Source organism: Streptomyces lichenis, from assembly GCF_023218175.1.
In the GTDB taxonomy this organism is placed as follows: Bacteria; Actinomycetota; Actinomycetes; order Streptomycetales; family Streptomycetaceae; genus Streptomyces; species Streptomyces lichenis.
The window spans coordinates 16,525-35,330 of sequence record NZ_JALPTH010000043.1 but is presented as its reverse complement, the minus strand read 5'-3'; the positions used below and the strand labels follow the sequence as shown (position 1 = coordinate 35,330).

Sequence of the window (18,806 nt, the reverse complement as noted above, 5' to 3'; positions counted from 1 at the left end):
CCTGCCGACCGCATGCCTGGGGTGGCATGCTTTCCGCTGGGCGGAATCAGTAGTCCGTATGGTGAAGTTAGTATCCGCTGTGAGCTGCGTCAATGGGTGTCTTGAGCGGCGACCGGGGGCGGCGGTGAGGGTGGGGGGCCGGGGGAAACGGCCGGGGGCCGCGTGGCGCAGTGCGCCGCGCGGCCCCCGGACCGTCGATGAAGCCGTGCGGGTCAGCCCTTGCGGGACTTGACCTCCTGGGTCAGCTGCGGGACGACCTCGAAGAGGTCGCCGACCACGCCGTAGTCGACCAGGTCGAAGATCGGCGCCTCGGCGTCCTTGTTGACGGCGACGATCGTCTTGGAGGTCTGCATGCCGGCCCGGTGCTGGATGGCGCCGGAGATGCCGGTGGCGACGTACAGCTGCGGGGAGACCGACTTGCCGGTCTGGCCGACCTGGTTGGTGTGCGGGTACCAGCCGGCGTCCACGGCGGCGCGGGAGGCGCCGACGGCCGCGCCGAGCGAGTCGGCGAGCTCCTCGATGATCGAGAAGTTCTCGGCGCCGTTGACCCCGCGGCCGCCGGAGACCACGATCGCGGCCTCGGTCAGCTCCGGGCGGCCGGTGGACTCGCGCGGGGTGCGGCCGACGACCTTGGTGCCGGTGGCCTGGTCGGAGAAGGACACCGACAGGGCCTCCACCGCGCCCGCGGCGGGGGCGGCCTCCACGGCGGCCGAGTTCGGCTTGACCGTGATGACCGGGGTGCCCTTGGAGACACGGGACTTGGTGGTGAAGGAGGCGGCGAACACCGACTGGGTGGCCACCGGGCCCTCGGCGCCGGACTCAAGGTCCACGGCGTCGGTGATGATGCCGGAGCCGATGCGGACGGCGAGGCGGGCGGCGATCTCCTTGCCCTCGGTGGAGGAGGGGACCAGTACGGCGACCGGGGAGACGGCCTCGTGGGCGGCCTGGAGCGCGTCGACCTTCGGTACCACGAGGTAGTCGGCGAACTCGGGGGCGTCGGCGGTGAGGACCTTGACCGCGCCGTGCTCACCGAGCACGGCGGCGGTGGCCTCGGCGCCGGCGCCGAGCGCGACGGCGACCGGGTCGCCGACGCGGCGGGCGAGGGTCAGCAGCTCCAGGGTCGGCTTGCGGACGGCGCCGTCCACGTGGTCGACGTAGACGAGGACTTCAGCCATGGGACTTCTTCTCTCCTGCTTGCGACGTGTGAAGGGGGGCGGGTGCGCGGCCGGAGCCGGTGCGGGGCTCCGGGCCGGCCGGGGCGGGGATCAGATGAACTTCTGACCCGCCAGGAACTCGGCCAGCTGCTTGCCGCCCTCGCCCTCGTCCTTGACGATCGTGCCGGCGGTGCGGGCCGGACGCTCGTCCGCGGAGTCGACCTTGGTCCAGGCGCCCTCCAGGCCGACGAGCTCGGCGTCGAGGTCGAGGTCGTCCAGGTCCAGAGACTCCACCGGCTTCTTCTTGGCGGCCATGATGCCCTTGAAGGACGGGTAGCGGGCCTCGCCCGACTGGTCCGTCACGGAGACGACGGCCGGCAGGGACGCCTGGAGCTGCTCGGAGGCGGTGTCGCCGTCCCGGCGGCCGGTGACGGTGCCGTCCTCGACGCTGACCTCGGAGAGCAGGGTGACCTGCGGGACGCCCAGGCGCTCGGCGAGGATCGCGGGCAGCACGCCCATCACACCGTCGGTGGAGGCCATACCGCAGATGACCAGGTCGTAACCGGTCTTCTCGATCGCCTTGGCGAGCACCAGGGAGGTGCCCATGACGTCGGAGCCGTGGAGGTCGTCGTCCTCGACGTGGACGGCCTTGTCGGCACCCATGGACAGCGCCTTGCGCAGCGCGTCCTTGGCGTCCTCGGGGCCCACCGTGAGCACGGTGATCTCCGCGTCGTCGGCCTCGTCGGCGATCTGCAGGGCCTGCTCGACCGCGTACTCGTCGAGCTCCGACAGCAGGCCGTCGACGTCGTCCCGGTCGACGGTCAGGTCATCGGCGAAGTGCCGGTCGCCGGTGGCGTCGGGCACGTACTTCACACAGACAACGATCCTCAAGCTCACGCCGGCTCTCCTACTGCATCGTCTTAACTGAGCTGCCTTCTTGCAGGCAGCATAGGCGCCTGATCGGGCGGTTTCCGCTCGGGGCGGAGGGTGCCGCCGCCGAAAATATTACTCGCCAGTACATCCACTCCGTACCCGCTGAGCAAGCGCTTTGCACTGTGACCTGAATTACGCTCCGTAACCGGAGCCGGGCGGTCCCGGTCGGCCGGTGCCAGGCGGTCCCGCCCGGTCCGGCCGGGCTTTTGCGGTCAGTCCCGCAGACCGCGGAAGCGGCCCTGGTGGTAGACGAGCGGGGGTCCGCCCGGCTCCTCGTCGAGGCCGCCGACCACCACCTCGGCCAGCACCAGCCGGTGGTCGCCGGCCGGGACCAGCGCCACCACCCGGCACACCAGCCAGGCCGGCACCCCGTCGAGCACCGGCACACCGTGCGGGCCGGTGGACCAGCGGGTGGGCGGGGCGAAGCGGTCGGCGCCGCTGCGGGCGAAGGTGGCCGCCAGCTCCCGCTGGTCCTCGGCCAGGATGTGCACGCCCACGTACTCGGCCTCGGCGAGGGCGGGCCAGCTGGAGGAGCCGGTGCCCACGCCGAAGGAGACCATCGGCGGTTCGGCGGAGACGGAGGTCACCGAGGTGGCGGTGAATCCCACCGGCCGTGCGCCCGAAGCGGTGACGACGGCGACCCCGGCGGCGTGCCGCCGGAAGGCGGAGCGGAGCAGCGCGGGTGAGGCGGGGTGGCGGGCATGGGAGGTGGCGAGGTCCGGCTGGACCGTCATGGAGTCGTCCTTCTGCGTCGGGCCGCGTCGGGCGCGGGCGGGGTCCGGGGCTGTCGGCCACCCGTCGGCCGGGCGGGCCGAGCGGGTGTGCGCGGTTTCAGTCCGGACAGCGCGCGCTGGCGGTACGGAGAAGGTCGACATGGACCCGCCGGCGGAGAAGCAGTTTCCTGGCCACGGCGCCAGCCTGTCCGCGCGACACGGGCGCAGTCAAGGGCGCCCGGACCGATGCGAGATGCATCACCGCACGTCAGCGGGGGTGCGACGGACATCACGCGGACCCGGCGCACCTCAGCGGCCGGATGGCACACCCCAGAGGCCACCCGGGGGCCTTGCGGGGTCAGCCGGCGGTGACGGCGGCACCGAGCGCGGCGACGACCTCGGCGGTGCGCGGCTGCCCCTCGGCCCGCCGCACGATCCGCCCGGCGGCGTCCAGGACGAGGGTGGTGGGGGTACGGGCGATGCCCAGCGCGCGGACCAGGTCGAGCTCCCGCTCGGCGTCGATCTCGATGTGCGCCACGCCCTCGACCATGGCGGCGACCCCGGCCAGCACCCGGCGGGTGGCGCGGCACGGCTGGCAGAAGGCGGTGGAGAACTGCACCAGGGTGGCCCGCTCCCCCGGCTGCGCGCCGAGCTCGGCCGCGCCCAGCCGGTCCGGCACCCCACCCGGCCGGTGCGGCATCCCACTTGTCCGGTACGGCACCCCACCCGGCCGGTCCGGCATCCCACGTGTCCGGTCCGGCCCCGGCGTCGAGCGGTCCGGCTCCGGGGGCAGCCGGTCCGGGGCCGAGGTCGACCGGTCAGGCCCCGGGCTCGGGCGGTCGAGGCCGGGGTGCGGGTCGCCGGGGTTGTCGACGGCCGGTGGCCGTACCACGTCAGGTCGGGCGGGCGGGTGTGCGCCCGGCATCCGCTCCCCGCGCCCGCGCGGTTCGCCGCTTCCGTCCCGTACCGCCATCGCTCTCCTTCCCCGCCGTTCCCGGCACTCCCGTGGTCACACTCCGCCACAACGTGACGAGAATCTCGCTCTCCGGAGTCACCAGGGCTGGCCTGTATGGCCGCCATGGTGCACGATCGGCCCAACGCGGGGTACCTACGCCTGCGTAACCTCCACCGGGAGAACCCTCCCCAGTGCCCATCACCAGAAGGGTCATCTCCAGATGGCAGAGCTCGTCTATCGGCCGGTCGTCGGCGCCGCACTCACCCTGTTCAAGGCGCTGGACCTGAAGATCGACGTACAGGGCGCGGAGAACATCCCGCGCCGGGGCGGTGCGGTGCTGGTCAGCAACCACATCAGCTATCTGGACTTCATCTTCACAGGGCTGGCGGCGCTGCCGCAAAAGCGCCTGGTGCGGTTCATGGCCAAGGACTCGGTCTTCCGGCACCGGATCTCCGGGCCGCTGATGCGCGGGATGAAGCACATCCCGGTCGACCGCGCGCAGGGCGAGGCCGCCTACCGGCACGCGCTGGAGTCGCTGCGCTCCGGCGAGATCGTCGGGGTGTTCCCGGAGGCGACCATCTCCCAGTCCTTCACCCTGAAGAGCTTCAAGTCGGGTGCGGCCCGGCTGGCCCAGGAGGCCGGGGTGCCGCTGGTGCCGATGGCCCTGTGGGGCACCCAGCGGCTGTGGACCAAGGGGCGGCCGCGCAACTTCAAGCGCCAGCACATCCCGGTGACCATCCGCGTCGGCGAGGCCGTGGAGGCGCCCACGGACCAGTACGCGGGCGCGATCACCCGGCGGCTGCGGGAGCGGGTGCAGGAGCTGCTGGAGGCCGCCCAGCGGGCCTACCCGGTGCGCCCGAAGGACACCGGGGACACCTGGTGGGTGCCGGCCCATCTGGGCGGTACGGCGCCCACGCCGGCGGAGGTCCGCGAGGCCACCTGAGCCAGGCAGTGGCCGGGGCCGGGCCCCTCGCCGCCGCGAGCGCATATCGAGCGACCCCGCCGTCACCGTACGGCGGGGTCGTCCGCGTCCAGGCCCCGGGGCAGCAGGGTCTCCAGGTGGGCCCGGTCCCGGGCGGAGCGCAGGGCGCGCAGCACGGCCGGGTGGGGCGCGGCGTACAGCAGCGGGTGGTCCGCCTCGCCGGCCTCGGGCCGTACGGTGAACGCCGGCCGCTCCCGGTCGGCCGAGAAGCGCGCGGCGCTGCCGGCGGCTCCTCCGCGCGGGTCCTGGCGTATCCACTCCCTCCCGCCGGGGAGCCGTACCGCGACCAGTCCGTGGACGGTGGGGAAGGTCTGGTAGCAGAGGGCGGCGGGGAGGGCGCGGGCCCGCAGCAGGGCGGCCAGGGCATGCGCCTTGGCGTGGCAGATGCCGGTGCGCTGCCCGATGGCGTCGGAGGCGCGCCAGGTGACGCGGGGGTCGCCGGTGTCCATGGAGTGCCCGATGGCGTCGCGGACGAAGGTGAAGGCGGCCTCGGCGTACGCGAGGATGCCGGGGTGCCGGACGGCGAGGCGGTCGGCCGCCTCGCGTACCCGCGGGTGGTCATGGTCGACGGCCTCGTCCGCGGCGAGACAGGCGGAGAGGTCCGGGCCCCGCTGGACGAGTCGCATGGCAGCGACGGTAGGGGAACGGCCGACCGGATGCCAATGGTCTTCCGGTCGGCCGTATGGTTATGCGCTGCTTCGAGCGTGCGCGGTGGGCCGCTCAGCCGCGGGCCATCTCCTCCTTGAGGGCGAGCAGGAAGGCGTCCACGTCGTCCTCGGTGGTGTCGAAGGAGCACATCCAGCGGACGTCGCCGGCCGTCTCGTCCCAGAAGTAGAAGCGGAAGCGCTCCTGGAGCCGGCGGGTGACCTGGTGCGGCAGCCGCGCGAAGACGGCGTTGGCCTGCACCGGGTAGAGGATCTCCACCCCGTCCACCGCCCGTACGCCCTCGGCGAGGCGCTGCGCCATGGCGTTGGCGTGCCGGGCGTTGCGCAGCCAGAGGTCCTTGGCGAGCAGCGCTTCGAACTGCACGGACAGGAAGCGCATCTTGGAGGCGAGCTGCATCGACATCTTGCGCAGGTGCTTCATATGGCGGGCGACAGCCGGGTCGAGGACGACGATCGCCTCGCCGAAGAGCAGCCCGTTCTTGGTGCCGCCGTAGGAGAGCACGTCCACGCCGACGGCGTTGGTGAACGCCCGCATGGGGACGTTCAGCGAGGCGGCCGCGTTGGCGATGCGGGCGCCGTCCAGGTGCACCTTCATGCCGAGGCCGTGGGCGTGCTCCACGATGGCGCGGATCTCGTCCACCGTGTAGACGGTGCCGAGCTCGGTGTTCTGGGTGATCGAGACGACCTGCGGCATGGCGCGGTGCTCGTCGTCGAAGCCCCAGGCCTGCCGGTCGATCAGCTCGGGGGTGAGCTTGCCGTCCGGGGTGGGCACGGTGAGCAGCTTGAGCCCGGCCATCCGCTCGGGCGCGCCGCCCTCGTCCACGTTGATGTGGGCGGACTCGGCGCAGACCACGGCGCCCCAGCGGTCGGTGAGCGCCTGGAGGGCGGTGACGTTGGCGCCGGTGCCGTTGAAGACCGGGAAGGTCTCGGCGGTGGGGCCGAAGTGGCTGTGCATGACCCGCTGGAGGTGGTCGGTGTACTCGTCCTCGCCGTAGGCGACCTGGTGGCCGCCGTTGGCGAGCGCGACGGCGGCGAGCACCTCGGGATGGGCGCCGGCGTAGTTGTCGCTGGCGAAGCCCCGGACGGCCGGGTCGTGGCGCCGGCGGGCGTCGGTCTTCGCGGGGTGCGCGGTGGGTGCGGGCTGTGCGGGATGGCTCACGGCGTGGCGGTCCAAGCTTGGTCGGTCACGGCTCGGTCGAGGGGTCCCCGGTCGACGGGGCGGTACGGCGGACGGGCGGGGGCGCCGGGGCCGCTCCCTCGCGGGGGCGGCCCCGGCGCCGGGGCCGGTGCCGGGTGGGTCAGGGCTGCGGGGTCAGCCATACGCGCTGGGCGTTGACGTCCGCGGCGGGCCGGTCCCAGATCCCGGCGATCCGCTCGGCCAGCTCGCCGACGTCGGTGAAGCCGGCGAACTTGGCGTGGGGGCGTTCGGCGCGCATGGCGTCGTGCACCAGGGCCTTGATGACCAGGACGGTGGCGGCGGCCTTCGGGCCCTGCTCGCCGCCCGCCTTGCGGAAGGCGTCGCCGAGGGCGAGGGTCCAGGCCTCGGCGGCGGCCTTGGCGGCCCCGTACGCGGCGTTGCCGGCGGTGGGCTTGCTCGCGCCCGCGGCGCTGACCAGCACATACCGTCCGCGGTCGCTGCGCAGCAGCGGGTCATGGAAGGCGAGGGTGGTGTGCTGGACGGTCTTGACCAGCAGCTTCTCCAGCAGCGTCCAGTGGGACAGGTCGGTCTCCGGGAAGGAGGAGGAGCCGCGCCAGCCGCCCACCAGGTGGACCAGCCCGTCGATGCGGCCGAACTCCTTCTCGGTCTTGTCCGCCCACTCGCGGGTGGCGGCCAGGTCGAGCAGGTCGACGGTGTCGCCGGTGACGGTGGCCCCGCCGTGCGCGTAGCGGGCGGCGTCCACCGCCTCGGCCAGCCGCGCGGGGTCGGCGTCGGCGCCGACCACGGTGGCCCCGGCCTCGGCCAGCCGCAGCAGCGCGGCGCGTCCGGCCGGTCCGGCGGCTCCGGCCACCGCGATCACCGCGCCGTCCAGCACTCCGCTCGTCTCGCCCTTGCCCGTCATCGCCGTCGCCTCCTCCGTACCCGTACCCGCGTTCACGCGGCCACCGGCCCGACCGTATCCGCGGTGATCCCCTTGGTGGAAGCGATCACGTGCTTCAGCTTCTTGGACAGGGCCTCATAGAACATGCTCAGCGGAAACTCGTCCGGGAGCACGTCGTCCACCAGCTTGCGGGGCGGCAGGGTCAGGTCGAGGGCGTCGGGGCCCTTGGCCCAGCGGGAGCCGGGGTGCGGGGCGAGGTAGGTGGAGACCAGGTCGTAGGCGGCGAACCAGTGGACCAGCTTGGGCCGGTCGATACCGTCGCGGTAGAGCTTCTCGATCTCGGCGCAGAGCTGGTTGGTGACCTTGGGGGCCCGCTCCCAGTCGATGCGCAGGGTGTTGTCGGTCCAGCGGACGACGTCGTGCTTGTGCAGGTAGGCGAAGAGCAGCTGGCCGCCGAGGCCGTCGTAGTTGCGGACCCGGTCGCCGGTGACGGGGAAGCGGAACATCCGGTCGAAGAGCACCGCGTACTGGACGTCCCGGCCGTGCGGGTTGCCCTCGGACTCCAGCTTGACCGCCTCCTTGAAGGCGGTGAGGTCGCAGCGCAGCTCCTCCAGGCCGTACATCCAGAACGGCTGGCGCTGCTTGATCATGAAGGGGTCGAACGGCAGGTCGCCGTGGCTGTGGGTGCGGTCGTGGACCATGTCCCAGAGCACGAAGGCCTGCTCGCAGCGGGCCTGGTCGGCGACCATGGCCTGGATGTCCTCGGGCAGGTCGATGCCGAGGAGGTCGACGGAGGCCTCGGTGACCCGGCGGAAGCGGGCGGCCTCGCGGTCGCAGAAGATGCCGCCCCAGCTGAAGCGCTCGGGGGCCTCGCGCACGGCGATGGTCTCCGGGAAGAGGACGGCCGAGTTGGTGTCGTAGCCGGCGGTGAAGTCCTCGAAGGTGATGCCGCAGAACAGCGGGTTGTCGTAGCGGGTGGCCTCCAGCTCGGCCAGCCACTCCGGCCACACCATCCGCAGCACGACCGCCTCGAAGTTGCGGTCCGGGTTGCCGTTCTGGGTGTACATGGGGAAGAGGACCAGGTGCTGCAGGCCGTCCACGCGGTTGGCGGCGGGCTGGAAGGCGAGCAGCGAGTCCAGGAAGTCCGGTACGGCGAAGCCGCCGCCGGCCCAGCGGCGCAGGTCGGCGACGAGGGCGCGGTGGTATTCGGCGTCGTGCGGGAGCAGCGGGGAGAGCTGCTCGACTCCGGCCACGACCCGGTCGACGGCCGCCTCGGCGGTGGCCCGGGAGGGGGCGTCATCGGCGTCGAAGCCGATGGAGCCGTCCGCGGACTGCCAGACGCGGATCTCCTCCACGGCATTCTTGAGCTCGGACCACGCCGGATGGCCGATCACCTGGGCTGCGGTGGATACGTCCGCGCCGACTACGTCCTGCACAAGAATTTCCGTCATCTCACTTCCTCCACGGGAGAACCTCGCGTCAACGCACCGTATCTATTCACGGATCTCCACCACAAGTGCGTTCGAAACAAATTATCCTGCGCAGCCGCATCGTTACCGGGAATCTTCCTGTCGGACCCGCTCGCGGGGGCCGGTACGCCGCCGGTCGTGGTGCGCGGTCCTCGGAGGCGGCCTTCCGGGGCGGCCCTCCGGGACGGTCTCCGGTACGGGTCGGAGACCCACGGTCCCGTACCGCCGGCCGCGCCGCGAACCGGGCGGACCGCCCCCGGTCCAGCCCGGGCCGGCGCCGGTTCGGCGCCGGTTCGGTTCGGTGCCGGTTCGGTTCGGTGCCGGTTCGGTTCGGTGCCGGTTCGGTTCGGTGCCGGTTCGGTGCCGGGGGGCGGCCGCTACCCTGCCGGGTGACCCGCCGTACGCACTCCCCGGAGGCGCCCGTGAGCACGGTTCCACCCGCCGACCTGCCCACCGGCGGCCGGGGCCGCCCGTTCCGGGTGCTGGGCCACCGCGGGGTGATGGGCGTCGAGCCGGAGAACACCCTGCGCTCCTTCCGCCGCGCCGAACGCGCCGGGCTGGACGCCGTCGAGCTGGACCTGCATCTGAGCGCCGACGGGGCGCTGGTGGTGATGCACGACGCCGAGGTGGACCGCACCACCGACGGCACCGGGCCGATCGCCGGGCACACCCTGGAGCGGCTGCGGGCGCTGGACGCCGGGCGCGGTGAGCGGGTGCCGGTCTTCGAGGAGGTGCTGGACGCGGTGGACTGCCCGATCCAGGCCGAGATCAAGGACGTGGCGGCGGCCCGGGCGCTGGCCGGGGTGGTGCGGGCGCGCGGGCTGACCGGCCGGGTGGAGGTGTCCTCGTTCCATGACGAGGCGGTCGCCGAGACCGCGCGGCTGCTGCCGGGCGTACGGACGGTGCTGATCGCCAGCCACTGGGGCGGGGACATCGCCGAGCGGGCGCTGGCGGTGGGCGCGGCGACGCTGGCGCTGAACATCCGCAGGCTCACCCTGGAGACCGTCGAACGGGCCCGGGCCGCCGAGCTGGACCTGATCGGCTGGGTGGTCAACACCCCCGAGCACTGGCGGCTGGTGCGCGCCTTCGGGCTGGACGGGGCGACCACGGACTTCCCGCCCGAGGGCCCCGGGTCTCGGCGGTCCCAGCAGCCCCAGGTGTAACGGGGAGGGCGCCGGGAACCCGCGTCGTGGACTCACGGCAGGTCTCACGTACAGCGTGTCCCGGTGCGGCGTGCGCGTGCCGTAGGACGTGTGCCCGCGCGCCTCCGGGGACACCGGAACGGAAGCGATATGAGCAGTCCTTTCCCGGGTCCGGAGGGATACGGCTCCGACCCCTTCAGCGAGTTCCTGGCCCGCTTCTTCGGCAGCGGACCGGCATCGCCGGCGGGCGGGCGCCAGGTGCCCCGGTACATCGACATCGGGCGCCTGATGAGCGAGCCGGCCCGGCGGATGGTCGGCGACGCCGCCTCCTACGCGGCGGAGCACGGCAGTACGGACCTGGAGACCGAGCACCTGCTGCGCGCCGCGCTCGCCACCGAGCCGACCCGCGACCTGATCGCCCGGGCGGGCGCCGACCCGGACGCGCTGGCCGAGCAGATCGACCGGTCCGCCGGGGACGGGCCGCCGCAGTCGCGGATCGCCGTCACCCCGGCGGTCAAGCGGGCCCTGCTGGACGCCCACGACCTGGCCCGGCACTCCGGCGCCTCCTACATCGGGCCCGAGCACGTGCTGTCGGCGCTGGCCGCCAACCCCGACTCGGCGGCCGGCCGCATCCTCAACGCCGCCAAGTACGACGGCGGCGGCCCCGCGGTGCACGGGCGCGGTCCGGGGCGCGGCGGCGGGCCGGGCCCGTGGGTGGGCGACCCGGAGGCACGGCCCGCGCCGCAGCACGGCACCCCGACGCTCGACACCTACGGGCGCGATCTGACCGACATGGCCCGGGAGGGCCGGATCGACCCGGTGATCGGGCGCGAGGAGGAGATCGAGCAGACCGTGGAGGTGCTCTCGCGCCGCGGCAAGAACAACCCGGTGCTGATCGGCGACGCCGGTGTGGGCAAGACCGCGATCGTGGAGGGCCTGGCCCAGCGGATCGCCGAGAACGACGTCCCGGGCACCCTGCACGGGCGCCGGGTGGTCGCCCTCGACCTGTCCGGGGTGGTGGCCGGCACCCGCTACCGCGGCGACTTCGAGGAGCGGCTGAACGCGATCATCGAGGAGATCCGGGAGCACTCCGAGGAGCTGATCGTCTTCATCGACGAACTGCACACGGTGGTCGGCGCCGGCGGGGGCGGCGGCGGTTCGGAGGGCGGTTCGATGGACGCCTCCAACATGCTGAAGCCGGCCCTGGCCCGCGGTGAGCTGCATGTCATCGGCGCGACCACGATGGAGGAGTACCGCCGCCACATCGAGAAGGACGCGGCGCTCGCCCGCCGCTTCCAGCCGATCCTGGTGCCCGAGCCCAGTGCGGAGGACGCGGTGGAGATCCTGCGCGGGCTGCGCGACCGCTACGAGGCCCACCACCAGGTCCGCTACACCGACGAGGCGCTGCTGGCCGCGGTCGGGCTGTCCGACCGCTACCTCACCGAGCGGTTCCTGCCCGACAAGGCGATCGACCTGATCGACCAGGCCGGTGCCCGGGTGCGGCTGCGCGCCCACACCGACACCGACATCCGGGCGCTGGAGCGCCAGGTGGACCAGCTGACCCGGGACAAGGACCAGGCGGTGGCCGCCGAGCAGTACGAGCGGGCCACCGAACTGCGGGACCGCATCCAGGACCTCCAGACGCGGATCAGCACCGGCCGCGGCGAGGAGCCGGCCGGGGACGGCCGGGTGGTGGAGGTGACCGCCGCGGACATCGCCGAGGTGGTCAGCCGGCAGACCGGCATCCCGGTCGCCAGCCTCACCCAGGAGGAGAAGGACCGGCTGCTCGGCCTGGAGGAGCAGCTGCGCAAGCGGGTCATCGGCCAGGAGGACGCGATCGCCGCCGTCTGTGAGGCGGTGCTGCGCTCGCGGGCCGGTCTGGCCGATCCCAAACGGCCGATCGGCAGCTTCCTCTTCCTCGGTCCGACCGGGGTGGGCAAGACCGAGCTGGCCCGGGCGCTGGCCGACGCGCTGTTCGGCAGCGAGGAGCGGATGGTGCGCCTGGACATGAGCGAGTTCCAGGAGCGCCACACCGTCAGCCGGCTGGTCGGGGCGCCTCCCGGGTACGTCGGCCATGACGAGGCCGGGCAGCTGACCGAGGCGGTGCGCCGCCACCCGTACTCGCTGCTGCTGCTGGACGAGGTGGAGAAGGCCCACCCGGACGTCTTCAACGTGCTGCTCCAGGTGCTGGACGACGGGCGGCTGACCGACTCGCAGGGCCGCACGGTGGACTTCAAGAACACGGTCATCGTGATGACCAGCAACCTGGGCTCGGAGGCGATCGGTTCGGGCCGGGGGCTGCTGGGCTTCGGGGCCGGGCGCGAGGGCGCGGACGACGACGCGGCCCGGGACCGGGCGCTGCGGCCGCTGCGGGAGCACTTCCGGCCGGAGTTCCTCAACCGGATCGACGAGATCGTCGTCTTCCGCCGCCTGGACGAGGAGCAGCTGCGCCGGATCACCGATCTGCTGCTGGACGAGACCCGGCGCCGGATGCGGGCGCAGGACATCGCGGTGGAGTTCGCCCCGGACGCGGTGGACTGGCTGGCCCGGCGCGGCCATGAGCCGGAGTACGGGGCCAGGCCGCTGCGCCGCACCATCCAGCGCGAGGTGGACAACCGGCTCTCCCGGCTGCTGCTGGACGGGCGGCTGCCGGCCGGCTCCCGGGTGCGGGTCTCGGAGGGCGACGGAACCCTGGTGTTCCGCACCGACGAGCCGGGCGACCCGACGGAGTAGGCCGGGGAAACGTGCGGGAGACGCCCGGTGCGCCGCGGGTCTCCCGCGGGAAACCCGGGGTCGAGGGGAAACGGCCCGGGGAACCCGTGCACGGGTGGGAAACCCGGCACCCGGGCGGGCAACCCGGCGCCCGCCCGGGAAACCCCGGTGGTCTGGCGGGAAACCCGGTGATCGGTCGGGAAACCCCGGTGCCCGGGCGGGAAACCCGGGAGACACCCGGGGAAACGTGCGGCCGCCTTCCGTACCCGGGCCGGGTACGGAAGGCGGCCGTTTCCGCGCTACGCCGCGGGCGCCGCGGGCAGGTCGGACAGGACCGCCAGGGCCGGGAGGTCCTTGACCAGCAGCTCGAACTCCAGGTCCGGACGCTGCGGCAGGCCGAAGCGCTCGTCGCGGTACGGGAAGGGGGTCATCGTCCCGGTGCGCCGGTAGCCGCGCCGCTCGTACCAGGCGATCAGCTCCTCGCGGACCGAGATCACCGTCATCTGCATCTGGCGGGCGCCCCAGTCGGCGGCGGCCAGCCGCTCGGCCTCGGCGATGACCTGGCGGCCCAGGCCACCGCCCTGGAGCCCGGGGCGGACCGCGAAGGTGCCGAAGTAGGCGGCCTCGCCGCGGTGTTCCAGCTGGCAGCAGGCGACCAGCGCGCCGTCCCGTTCGACCACCAGCAGCCGCGAGGCGGGGGCGGTGATGACCGCGCGGATGCCCGCGGGGTCGGTGCGCCGGCCCTGGAGGATGTCGGCCTCGGTGGTCCAGCCCGCCCGGCTGGCCTCGCCCCGGTAGGCCGACTCGACGAGGGCGACCAGCGCCGGGATGTCGGCCTCGGTGGCGTCCCGGTAGGTGAGGGCGTCCGCTCTGCGGGGTGCTGCGGTGTCCATGGCGGGTGGCTCTCCTCCGGTCGGCTCTGGCGGGCGGCCCCGAGCGTAACGCGCCGGTCGTACGCCCCCGTACTCCCCTCGTACCTCCTCGCGCCCGCGTGCGCGACCCCGGGGCCGGGCATCGTCCAGGGCGGACGCCGGTCCGACCGGGACCGCGCGCCGGGGGAGGTGCGAGGTGCACGGACCTGTGGTGCCCGGCTGGCTGCTGGTGGCGTTGTGCGCGGTCGCCGGGGTGTCCTGTCTGGTGCGGGCGCACGGCTGCCCCGGGCATGTCGGGCGGTCGGCCGCCGCCGGTGAGGCGGTGATGGGGCTGGGGATGGCCGCGATGGCGGTCCCGGCCGCGGTGGCGGCGCCGCCCGCCTGGGTGTGGTCCGGGTACGCGGCGCTGTTCACGGCGGCCGCCGTCCCCGCCGTCGGGGCCGTCGGGCCGCTGTGGCGCGGGCGGACGGGTGGCCGCGGGCAGGTGGTAGGCCGTGGAGGAGCGGGTGGCCGCGGGTGGGCGGCGGACCACGGCCACCATCTGGTGGGCTCGCTGGCGATGGTCTACATGGCCCTGGTGATGGCCGCCGGCGGTGGTACGGGGCCGGGGCCGCATCCCGGGCACGGCGGGCCGGGCGGTGGGCTGCCGTTGCTGACGGCCGCGCTCCTCGCGTACTACACGGTGTACGTACTGCGCGCGGGAGGCCGGCTGGTGCCCGCGGGGACGGCGTCACCCGGGGTGACGGAGGGCTGGGCCGCCGGGCCGCAGCCTGCGCTCGCCTGCCGGCTGGCGATGGCCCTGGGGATGGTGGCGATGCTGCTCGCCTTGTGAGGAGGCTCCCGGCTCTCGGGGAGGTGCGGAATCCGAAGCTCCGGTGCTGCGGTTTCCGTGGTGTGCGTCACTTGCTGTGCGAGGCCGTATCTATCAACCCCGGCCCGCTCATAGGGTGGACGCATGGTCATCCCCTTGACGCTGCTGGCGCTCGGTTCCGTGGCCGCCGTACTGGCCCCCTCCCTGCTGGCGCGGGCCCGCTGGCCGGAGCGCGAACCGGTGGTGGCCCTGTGGGTGTGGCAGTGCGTGGTGGCGGGGGTGCTGCTCAGCTTCGCCCTGTCCATGGTGTTCAGCGCGGCCGCGGCCTGGCAGGAGGTGCGCGGGCACGTCTTCGCCCCGGCCCCGCGGGCGGTGGTGGAGGCGTACGCGCTCGGCGCGGACGGCCCCTGGTCCGGTGCGCTGGCCGTGCTGCTGGCCTGCGGTGGGCTGTGGAGCGGGGCGATGCTGACCCGCGAGGTGCGCCGGGCGCGGGCGCGCCGCCGCCGGCGCCGGGCCGAGCTGCTGGTGCGGTCCCCGCTGCTGCCCGGTGAGGAGGCCGGCCGGGAGCCGCTGGTGCTGCTGGAGGGCGAGCGGCCGGACGCCTGGTGGCTGGCCGGGCCCACCCCGCGGCTGGTGGTCACCACGGCGGCGCTGCGGCGGTTGAAGGGGCGGCAGCTGGATGCCGTACTCGCCCATGAGCAGGGGCACGCCCGGGCCCGGCACGACTGGCTGCTGCACTGCTCCTCGGCGCTGGCCACCGGCTTCCCGCAGGTCCCGGTGTTCGCCGCGTTCCGCGACGAGATGCACCGGCTGGTGGAGCTGGCCGCGGACGACTCGGCCTCCAAGCGGTTCGGCCGGCTGACCATCGCGCTGGCGCTGGTGGAGCTCAACGAGGACCGCGGGGTCTTCGGCCCCTGCCCGGCGCAGGACGCCCAGCTGCCGCGGCGGGTGAACCGGCTGCTGACCGCCGAGCCCCGGTTGACCGCGGGCCGCCGGCTGCGGCTGACGGCGGCCGCGGCGCTGGTCCCGGTGGTGCCGCTGCTGGTGGCCTTCGTCCCGGCGCTGCGCACCCTGGGGTAGGAGGGCGCCGTGTCCTCGCGGTTGCCCTCGGGTGTCCTGCCGGTTTCCCTCGGGTTGCCCCGGTGGGCGGGTCGGGGGGCGTAGCCGGGCGTTCGCCGGTAAGGATCAGGGCATGCACGCCCCCTCCCCCACCCGCGGCCTGCCCGCTTCCGTCGCCCTCTGGTCCGGCGCCCTGTCCGGGCTGCTACTCGCCCTGGTGGTGGTCGAGGCGGGGCCGGTGGTCTCCTTCGACCGCACGGTAGCGGACGGGTTGCACGCCTCGGCGGTGCGCAGCCCGGTGCTCACCCGTACCGCCCGGGTGCTGACCGACTGGGTGTGGGACCCGTGGGCGATGCGGCTGCTGGTGGCGGCCGCGGTGGTGTGGCTGTGGGGGCGCGGGGAGCGGGCGCTGGCGGTGTGGGCGGTGCTGGTCAGCGCGGTGGGCACGGTGTGGCAGCAGGGGTTGAAGGCGCTGGTGGGGCGGGAGCGCCCGGTGTGGCCTGATCCGGTGGACACCGCGCACTTCGCGTCCTTCCCGTCGGGGCACGCGATGACGGCGGCGTTCACGGTGGCGGTGCTGCTGTGGCTGGCCCGGAGGTTCGGCGCCGGCGGCTGGGTCTGGCGGCTGGCGGTGGCGGCCGGGGCGGTGTCGGTGCTGGGGGTGGGGGTGACCCGGCTGTATCTCGGGGTGCACTGGTTCTCGGATGTGCTCGCGGGCTGGCTGATGGGGGCCTGCTTCGCCGCGCTGGCGGTCGGGGCGTACGAGCGGTGGTACGCGGCCCGGCGGCCGGAGGGCGGCGGGGCGGTGGTGAGCGGAGGGGCGCCGGACAGGCGACCCGGGCAACGCGGGCAGTGAGAAGCCGTACGGCCCGGACGATCCCCCGCGTCGCCCGGTCCGCACGGCATCCACCGCGTAGACCCTCGGGCAGCGGCCGTCGCGGTGGCGATGGCCCGAGTATATTGGCTGCCAGCCAGTCAACGCAGGAGTTAAAGCATGACCCCGCGGAGCGCATCGGTCAATGAAGAGCTCCGTCGGCGTTCCCGGGAGCGGCTGCTGCAGGCGGCGGTGGAGCTGGTGGCCGAGCGGGGGTACGAGGACACCACGCTGGGGGCCGTCGCGGACCGGGCCGGGTCGGCGCGCGGGCTGGTGTCCTACTACTTCGCGGGCAAGCGGGAGTTGCTGCAGTCCGCGGTGCACCGGCTGATGCATCTGAGGCTGGCGGAGGCGCTGGAGCGCGAGCCGCGCTCCGAGGACGGCCGGGAGCGGCTGGCCCGGGCCATCGACGCGGTGCTGGGGCTGGCGGTGGAGCAGCCCCGGCTGATGCGGACGCATATGGCCGGCATCCTGCAGGCCGAGGGGTTCGTCCGCTGCGACGAGCAGCAGCGGCTGGCGGCCCTGCTGCGGGACACGGTGGTCCGCTACGGCTCGCGGGACGTGGACGTGGACTATCCGCTGCTGCGGGCGCTGCTGATGGGCGCGGTGTTCGCGGTGGTGCTGCCCGGGGCGCCGATGCCGCGGGCGCGGCTGCGTTCGGAGCTGTTCCAGCGCTACGGGCTGGACTGGGAGGCGGGTACGCCGCCGGGCGGCCCCGAGGAGAGGCCGCCCGGCGGTGGTGAGTGGTCGCCGGGGCCCGGTGGACTGCCACCGGACCCGTGGGCTCAGTCGCGGTCGAAGTCCTCGAAGTAGTTTGGCTGCGTCTGGACGTTGAGCTCGTCCATCCGCACCCGCTTCGCCGGGTCGGTGCGCCGGTCGTCGAGCCTCAGCACGTCGAAGCCCTTGGCCATGTCGTTGGAGTAGATGTGGCCGTTGTAGTAGTACGCGGACCACGACCCGCCGGTGACGAGCTGGGTGGTGCTCAGCGGCCCGCGCTCGAAGTAGGCGATCTCCTTGGGCTTGGCGGAGTCGGTGAAGTCCCAGACGGAGATGCCGCCCTGGTACCAGGCCTGGACCATCAGGTCCTTGCCCTTGACCGGGATGAGCGAGCCGTTGTGGGCGACGCAGTTCTCGGTGTCGGCCTGGTGGCGGTCGATCTTGAAGTAGCTGCGGAAGACCAGCTTGCGCTTGTCGCCGCGGCCCTTGATGTCATAGATGCCGTCCGCGCCGCGGTTCGGGCCGACCTCGGCGTTGCACGTCGGGGCGCCGCCGCCGCCGAGCTCGTCGGTGAAGACGACCTTGTCGGCCTTCTGGTTGAAGGTGGCCGAGTGCCAGAACGCGAAGTTCACGTTGTCCTGGACCCGGTCGATGACCTTGGGCCGCTCGGGGTCGGCGATGGAGAACAGGATGCCGTCGCCCATGCAGGCGCCGGCCGCGAGGTCCTTGCCGGGCAGCACGGTGAGGTCGTGGCAGCCGGTGGTCTTGGTGACGCCCGGGTTGGTGGGGGCGCCCGGGTTGCCGCCGCCGTCGGGACCCTCGCCCGGGAAGAGCACCGGGAAGCCGACGAGCTTCGCCTGGTGCGGGGCCTTGCGGGGCACCTTGATGACGGAGATCCCGTCATGCGGGGGCTGGCAGTCGGGGAAGGTTGCGTTCGGCGCGTACGAGGAGACGTACACGTAGACGTTCCGCCGCTCGGGCACCAGGGTGTGGGTGTGCGAGCCGCAGGCGGTCTCGACGGCGGCGACATAACGCGGGTTGCGGATGTCGCTGATGTCGAAGACCTTCACGCCCTCCCAGGAGTTCTTCTCGGTGGCCGGCTGGGTGGTGGACGAGCACGAGTCGTCGCTGCGCGAGGAGTCGGTCGACAGGAAGAGCAGGTCGCCGGAGACCGATATGTCGTTCTGCGAACCCGGGCAGAGCACCTGGGCGACGGTGCGCGGCTTGGCGGGGTTCCTGATGTCGAAGATCCGGAATCCGTCGTAGTTGCCGGCGAAGGCGTACCGGCCCTGGAAGGCCAGGTCGGAGTTGGTGCCGGGCAGCACGTCCTTGGGGATGTTGGCGAGATGGGTGATGTTGGGGCTGTGCACGACCTCGTCCACGCCGGGTATCTCGCCGGACCGGATGGCCGCGGTGGCCTCGGCCTTCTGCTGGGCGGAGACGCTCCCGGAGACAGTGGGGGCGTCTCCGGGATCGGGGGTGGCGGCGGCGGGGCCGGCGGTCAGCAAGGTGGCGAGCAGGCCGGCCGCGGCGGTGGCCACGCCCAGTCGTCTGCGCCGAGCGCGTACGGTGCGCAGGATCACTACGTCCTCCCAGGTTTCCGTTCGGAGTTGAACGGTGCACGGACCACGGCAGTATCTTCTTTTGCATGCACATCTCAACAGATGGCAACAGCAACGTCATGAGGATTTCTCGACAGGTGGACATGC

Annotated in this window: 17 protein-coding genes; 7 read left to right on the top strand and 10 right to left on the bottom strand. The window is 73.4% G+C overall.

Features of this window, described 5'->3' with window-relative positions; all coding sequences use genetic code 11:
• Window positions 1-212: 212 nt before the first annotated feature.
• The 4 genes from M1O15_RS29730 to M1O15_RS29715 all read right to left on the bottom strand — a co-directional run bounded on the left by M1O15_RS29730 (window position 213) and on the right by M1O15_RS29715 (window position 3,500).
• A complete protein-coding gene (locus tag M1O15_RS29730) occupies window positions 213-1,175 on the bottom strand; it encodes an electron transfer flavoprotein subunit alpha/FixB family protein (RefSeq protein ID WP_248637323.1) in 963 nt (320 codons plus the stop codon).
• 90 nt (window positions 1,176-1,265) lie between these two features.
• Window positions 1,266-2,051, bottom strand: a complete 786-nt coding sequence (locus tag M1O15_RS29725) for an electron transfer flavoprotein subunit beta/FixA family protein (protein WP_248637322.1) — start codon at window positions 2,049-2,051, stop codon at window positions 1,266-1,268.
• Between the two features lie 248 nt (window positions 2,052-2,299).
• Window positions 2,300-2,821, bottom strand: coding sequence for a flavin reductase family protein (locus tag M1O15_RS29720; RefSeq protein ID WP_248637321.1), 522 nt, complete (start codon window positions 2,819-2,821; stop codon window positions 2,300-2,302).
• Window positions 2,822-3,158: 337 nt separating this feature from the next.
• Window positions 3,159-3,500 (bottom strand): TlpA family protein disulfide reductase, encoded by a 342-nt coding sequence (locus M1O15_RS29715; RefSeq protein WP_248637320.1) that lies wholly within the window; start codon window positions 3,498-3,500, stop codon window positions 3,159-3,161.
• A 475-nt stretch (window positions 3,501-3,975) separates the two neighbouring features.
• On the opposite strand from M1O15_RS29715, the gene M1O15_RS29710 reads away from it, so the two are divergent.
• The gene (locus M1O15_RS29710) at window positions 3,976-4,698 is read left to right on the top strand and encodes a lysophospholipid acyltransferase family protein (RefSeq protein ID WP_248637319.1); all 723 of its coding nucleotides are present in this window, start codon (window positions 3,976-3,978) and stop codon (window positions 4,696-4,698) included.
• A gap of 62 nt (window positions 4,699-4,760) precedes the next feature.
• On the opposite strand, the gene M1O15_RS29705 is transcribed toward M1O15_RS29710, so the two are convergent.
• The 4 genes from M1O15_RS29705 to M1O15_RS29690 all read right to left on the bottom strand — a co-directional run bounded on the left by M1O15_RS29705 (window position 4,761) and on the right by M1O15_RS29690 (window position 8,892).
• Window positions 4,761-5,363 (bottom strand): transglutaminase domain-containing protein, encoded by a 603-nt coding sequence (locus tag M1O15_RS29705; protein ID WP_248637318.1) that lies wholly within the window; start codon window positions 5,361-5,363, stop codon window positions 4,761-4,763.
• Between the two features lie 94 nt (window positions 5,364-5,457).
• Window positions 5,458-6,561, bottom strand: a complete 1,104-nt coding sequence (locus M1O15_RS29700) for a threonine aldolase family protein (protein WP_248637317.1) — start codon at window positions 6,559-6,561, stop codon at window positions 5,458-5,460.
• A gap of 139 nt (window positions 6,562-6,700) precedes the next feature.
• Entirely contained in the window at window positions 6,701-7,462 is a 762-nt protein-coding gene (locus M1O15_RS29695) for an SDR family NAD(P)-dependent oxidoreductase (protein ID WP_248637316.1), read from the bottom strand.
• Window positions 7,463-7,494: 32 nt separating this feature from the next.
• Entirely contained in the window at window positions 7,495-8,892 is a 1,398-nt protein-coding gene (locus M1O15_RS29690; protein WP_248637315.1) for a DUF6421 family protein, read from the bottom strand.
• Window positions 8,893-9,410: 518 nt separating this feature from the next.
• Between M1O15_RS29690 and M1O15_RS29685 the strand changes: the two genes are divergently transcribed.
• Together M1O15_RS29685 and M1O15_RS29680 are read left to right on the top strand one after the other, a co-directional pair.
• Window positions 9,411-10,073 carry a glycerophosphodiester phosphodiesterase gene (locus M1O15_RS29685; protein ID WP_248637335.1) on the top strand — a complete coding sequence of 221 codons (663 nt, stop codon included), beginning with the start codon at window positions 9,411-9,413 and terminating at the stop codon, window positions 10,071-10,073.
• A gap of 129 nt (window positions 10,074-10,202) precedes the next feature.
• Window positions 10,203-12,785: an ATP-dependent Clp protease ATP-binding subunit gene (locus M1O15_RS29680; RefSeq protein WP_248637314.1), complete on the top strand. Its 2,583-nt coding sequence runs from the start codon at window positions 10,203-10,205 to the stop codon at window positions 12,783-12,785.
• A gap of 278 nt (window positions 12,786-13,063) precedes the next feature.
• Here M1O15_RS29680 and M1O15_RS29675 read toward each other — a convergent pair whose 3' ends face one another.
• Window positions 13,064-13,657: a GNAT family N-acetyltransferase gene (locus tag M1O15_RS29675; protein WP_248637313.1), complete on the bottom strand. Its 594-nt coding sequence runs from the start codon at window positions 13,655-13,657 to the stop codon at window positions 13,064-13,066.
• A 175-nt stretch (window positions 13,658-13,832) separates the two neighbouring features.
• Between M1O15_RS29675 and M1O15_RS29670 the strand changes: the two genes are divergently transcribed.
• The 4 genes from M1O15_RS29670 to M1O15_RS29655 all read left to right on the top strand — a co-directional run bounded on the left by M1O15_RS29670 (window position 13,833) and on the right by M1O15_RS29655 (window position 17,193).
• Window positions 13,833-14,468, top strand: a complete 636-nt coding sequence (locus tag M1O15_RS29670; protein WP_248637312.1) for a DUF5134 domain-containing protein — start codon at window positions 13,833-13,835, stop codon at window positions 14,466-14,468.
• A 123-nt stretch (window positions 14,469-14,591) separates the two neighbouring features.
• Window positions 14,592-15,527 (top strand): M56 family metallopeptidase, encoded by a 936-nt coding sequence (locus M1O15_RS29665; protein WP_248637311.1) that lies wholly within the window; start codon window positions 14,592-14,594, stop codon window positions 15,525-15,527.
• A gap of 112 nt (window positions 15,528-15,639) precedes the next feature.
• Window positions 15,640-16,362 carry a phosphatase PAP2 family protein gene (locus tag M1O15_RS29660; protein ID WP_248637310.1) on the top strand — a complete coding sequence of 241 codons (723 nt, stop codon included), beginning with the start codon at window positions 15,640-15,642 and terminating at the stop codon, window positions 16,360-16,362.
• A 138-nt stretch (window positions 16,363-16,500) separates the two neighbouring features.
• Window positions 16,501-17,193, top strand: coding sequence for a TetR/AcrR family transcriptional regulator (locus tag M1O15_RS29655; RefSeq protein WP_248637309.1), 693 nt, complete (start codon window positions 16,501-16,503; stop codon window positions 17,191-17,193).
• On the opposite strand, the gene M1O15_RS29650 is transcribed toward M1O15_RS29655, so the two are convergent.
• Window positions 17,166-18,674, bottom strand: a complete 1,509-nt coding sequence (locus tag M1O15_RS29650; RefSeq protein WP_248637334.1) for an LVIVD repeat-containing protein — start codon at window positions 18,672-18,674, stop codon at window positions 17,166-17,168. The two genes, M1O15_RS29655 and M1O15_RS29650, sit on opposite strands and share 28 nt — an antisense overlap.
• Between the last annotated feature and the right edge of the window lie 132 nt (window positions 18,675-18,806).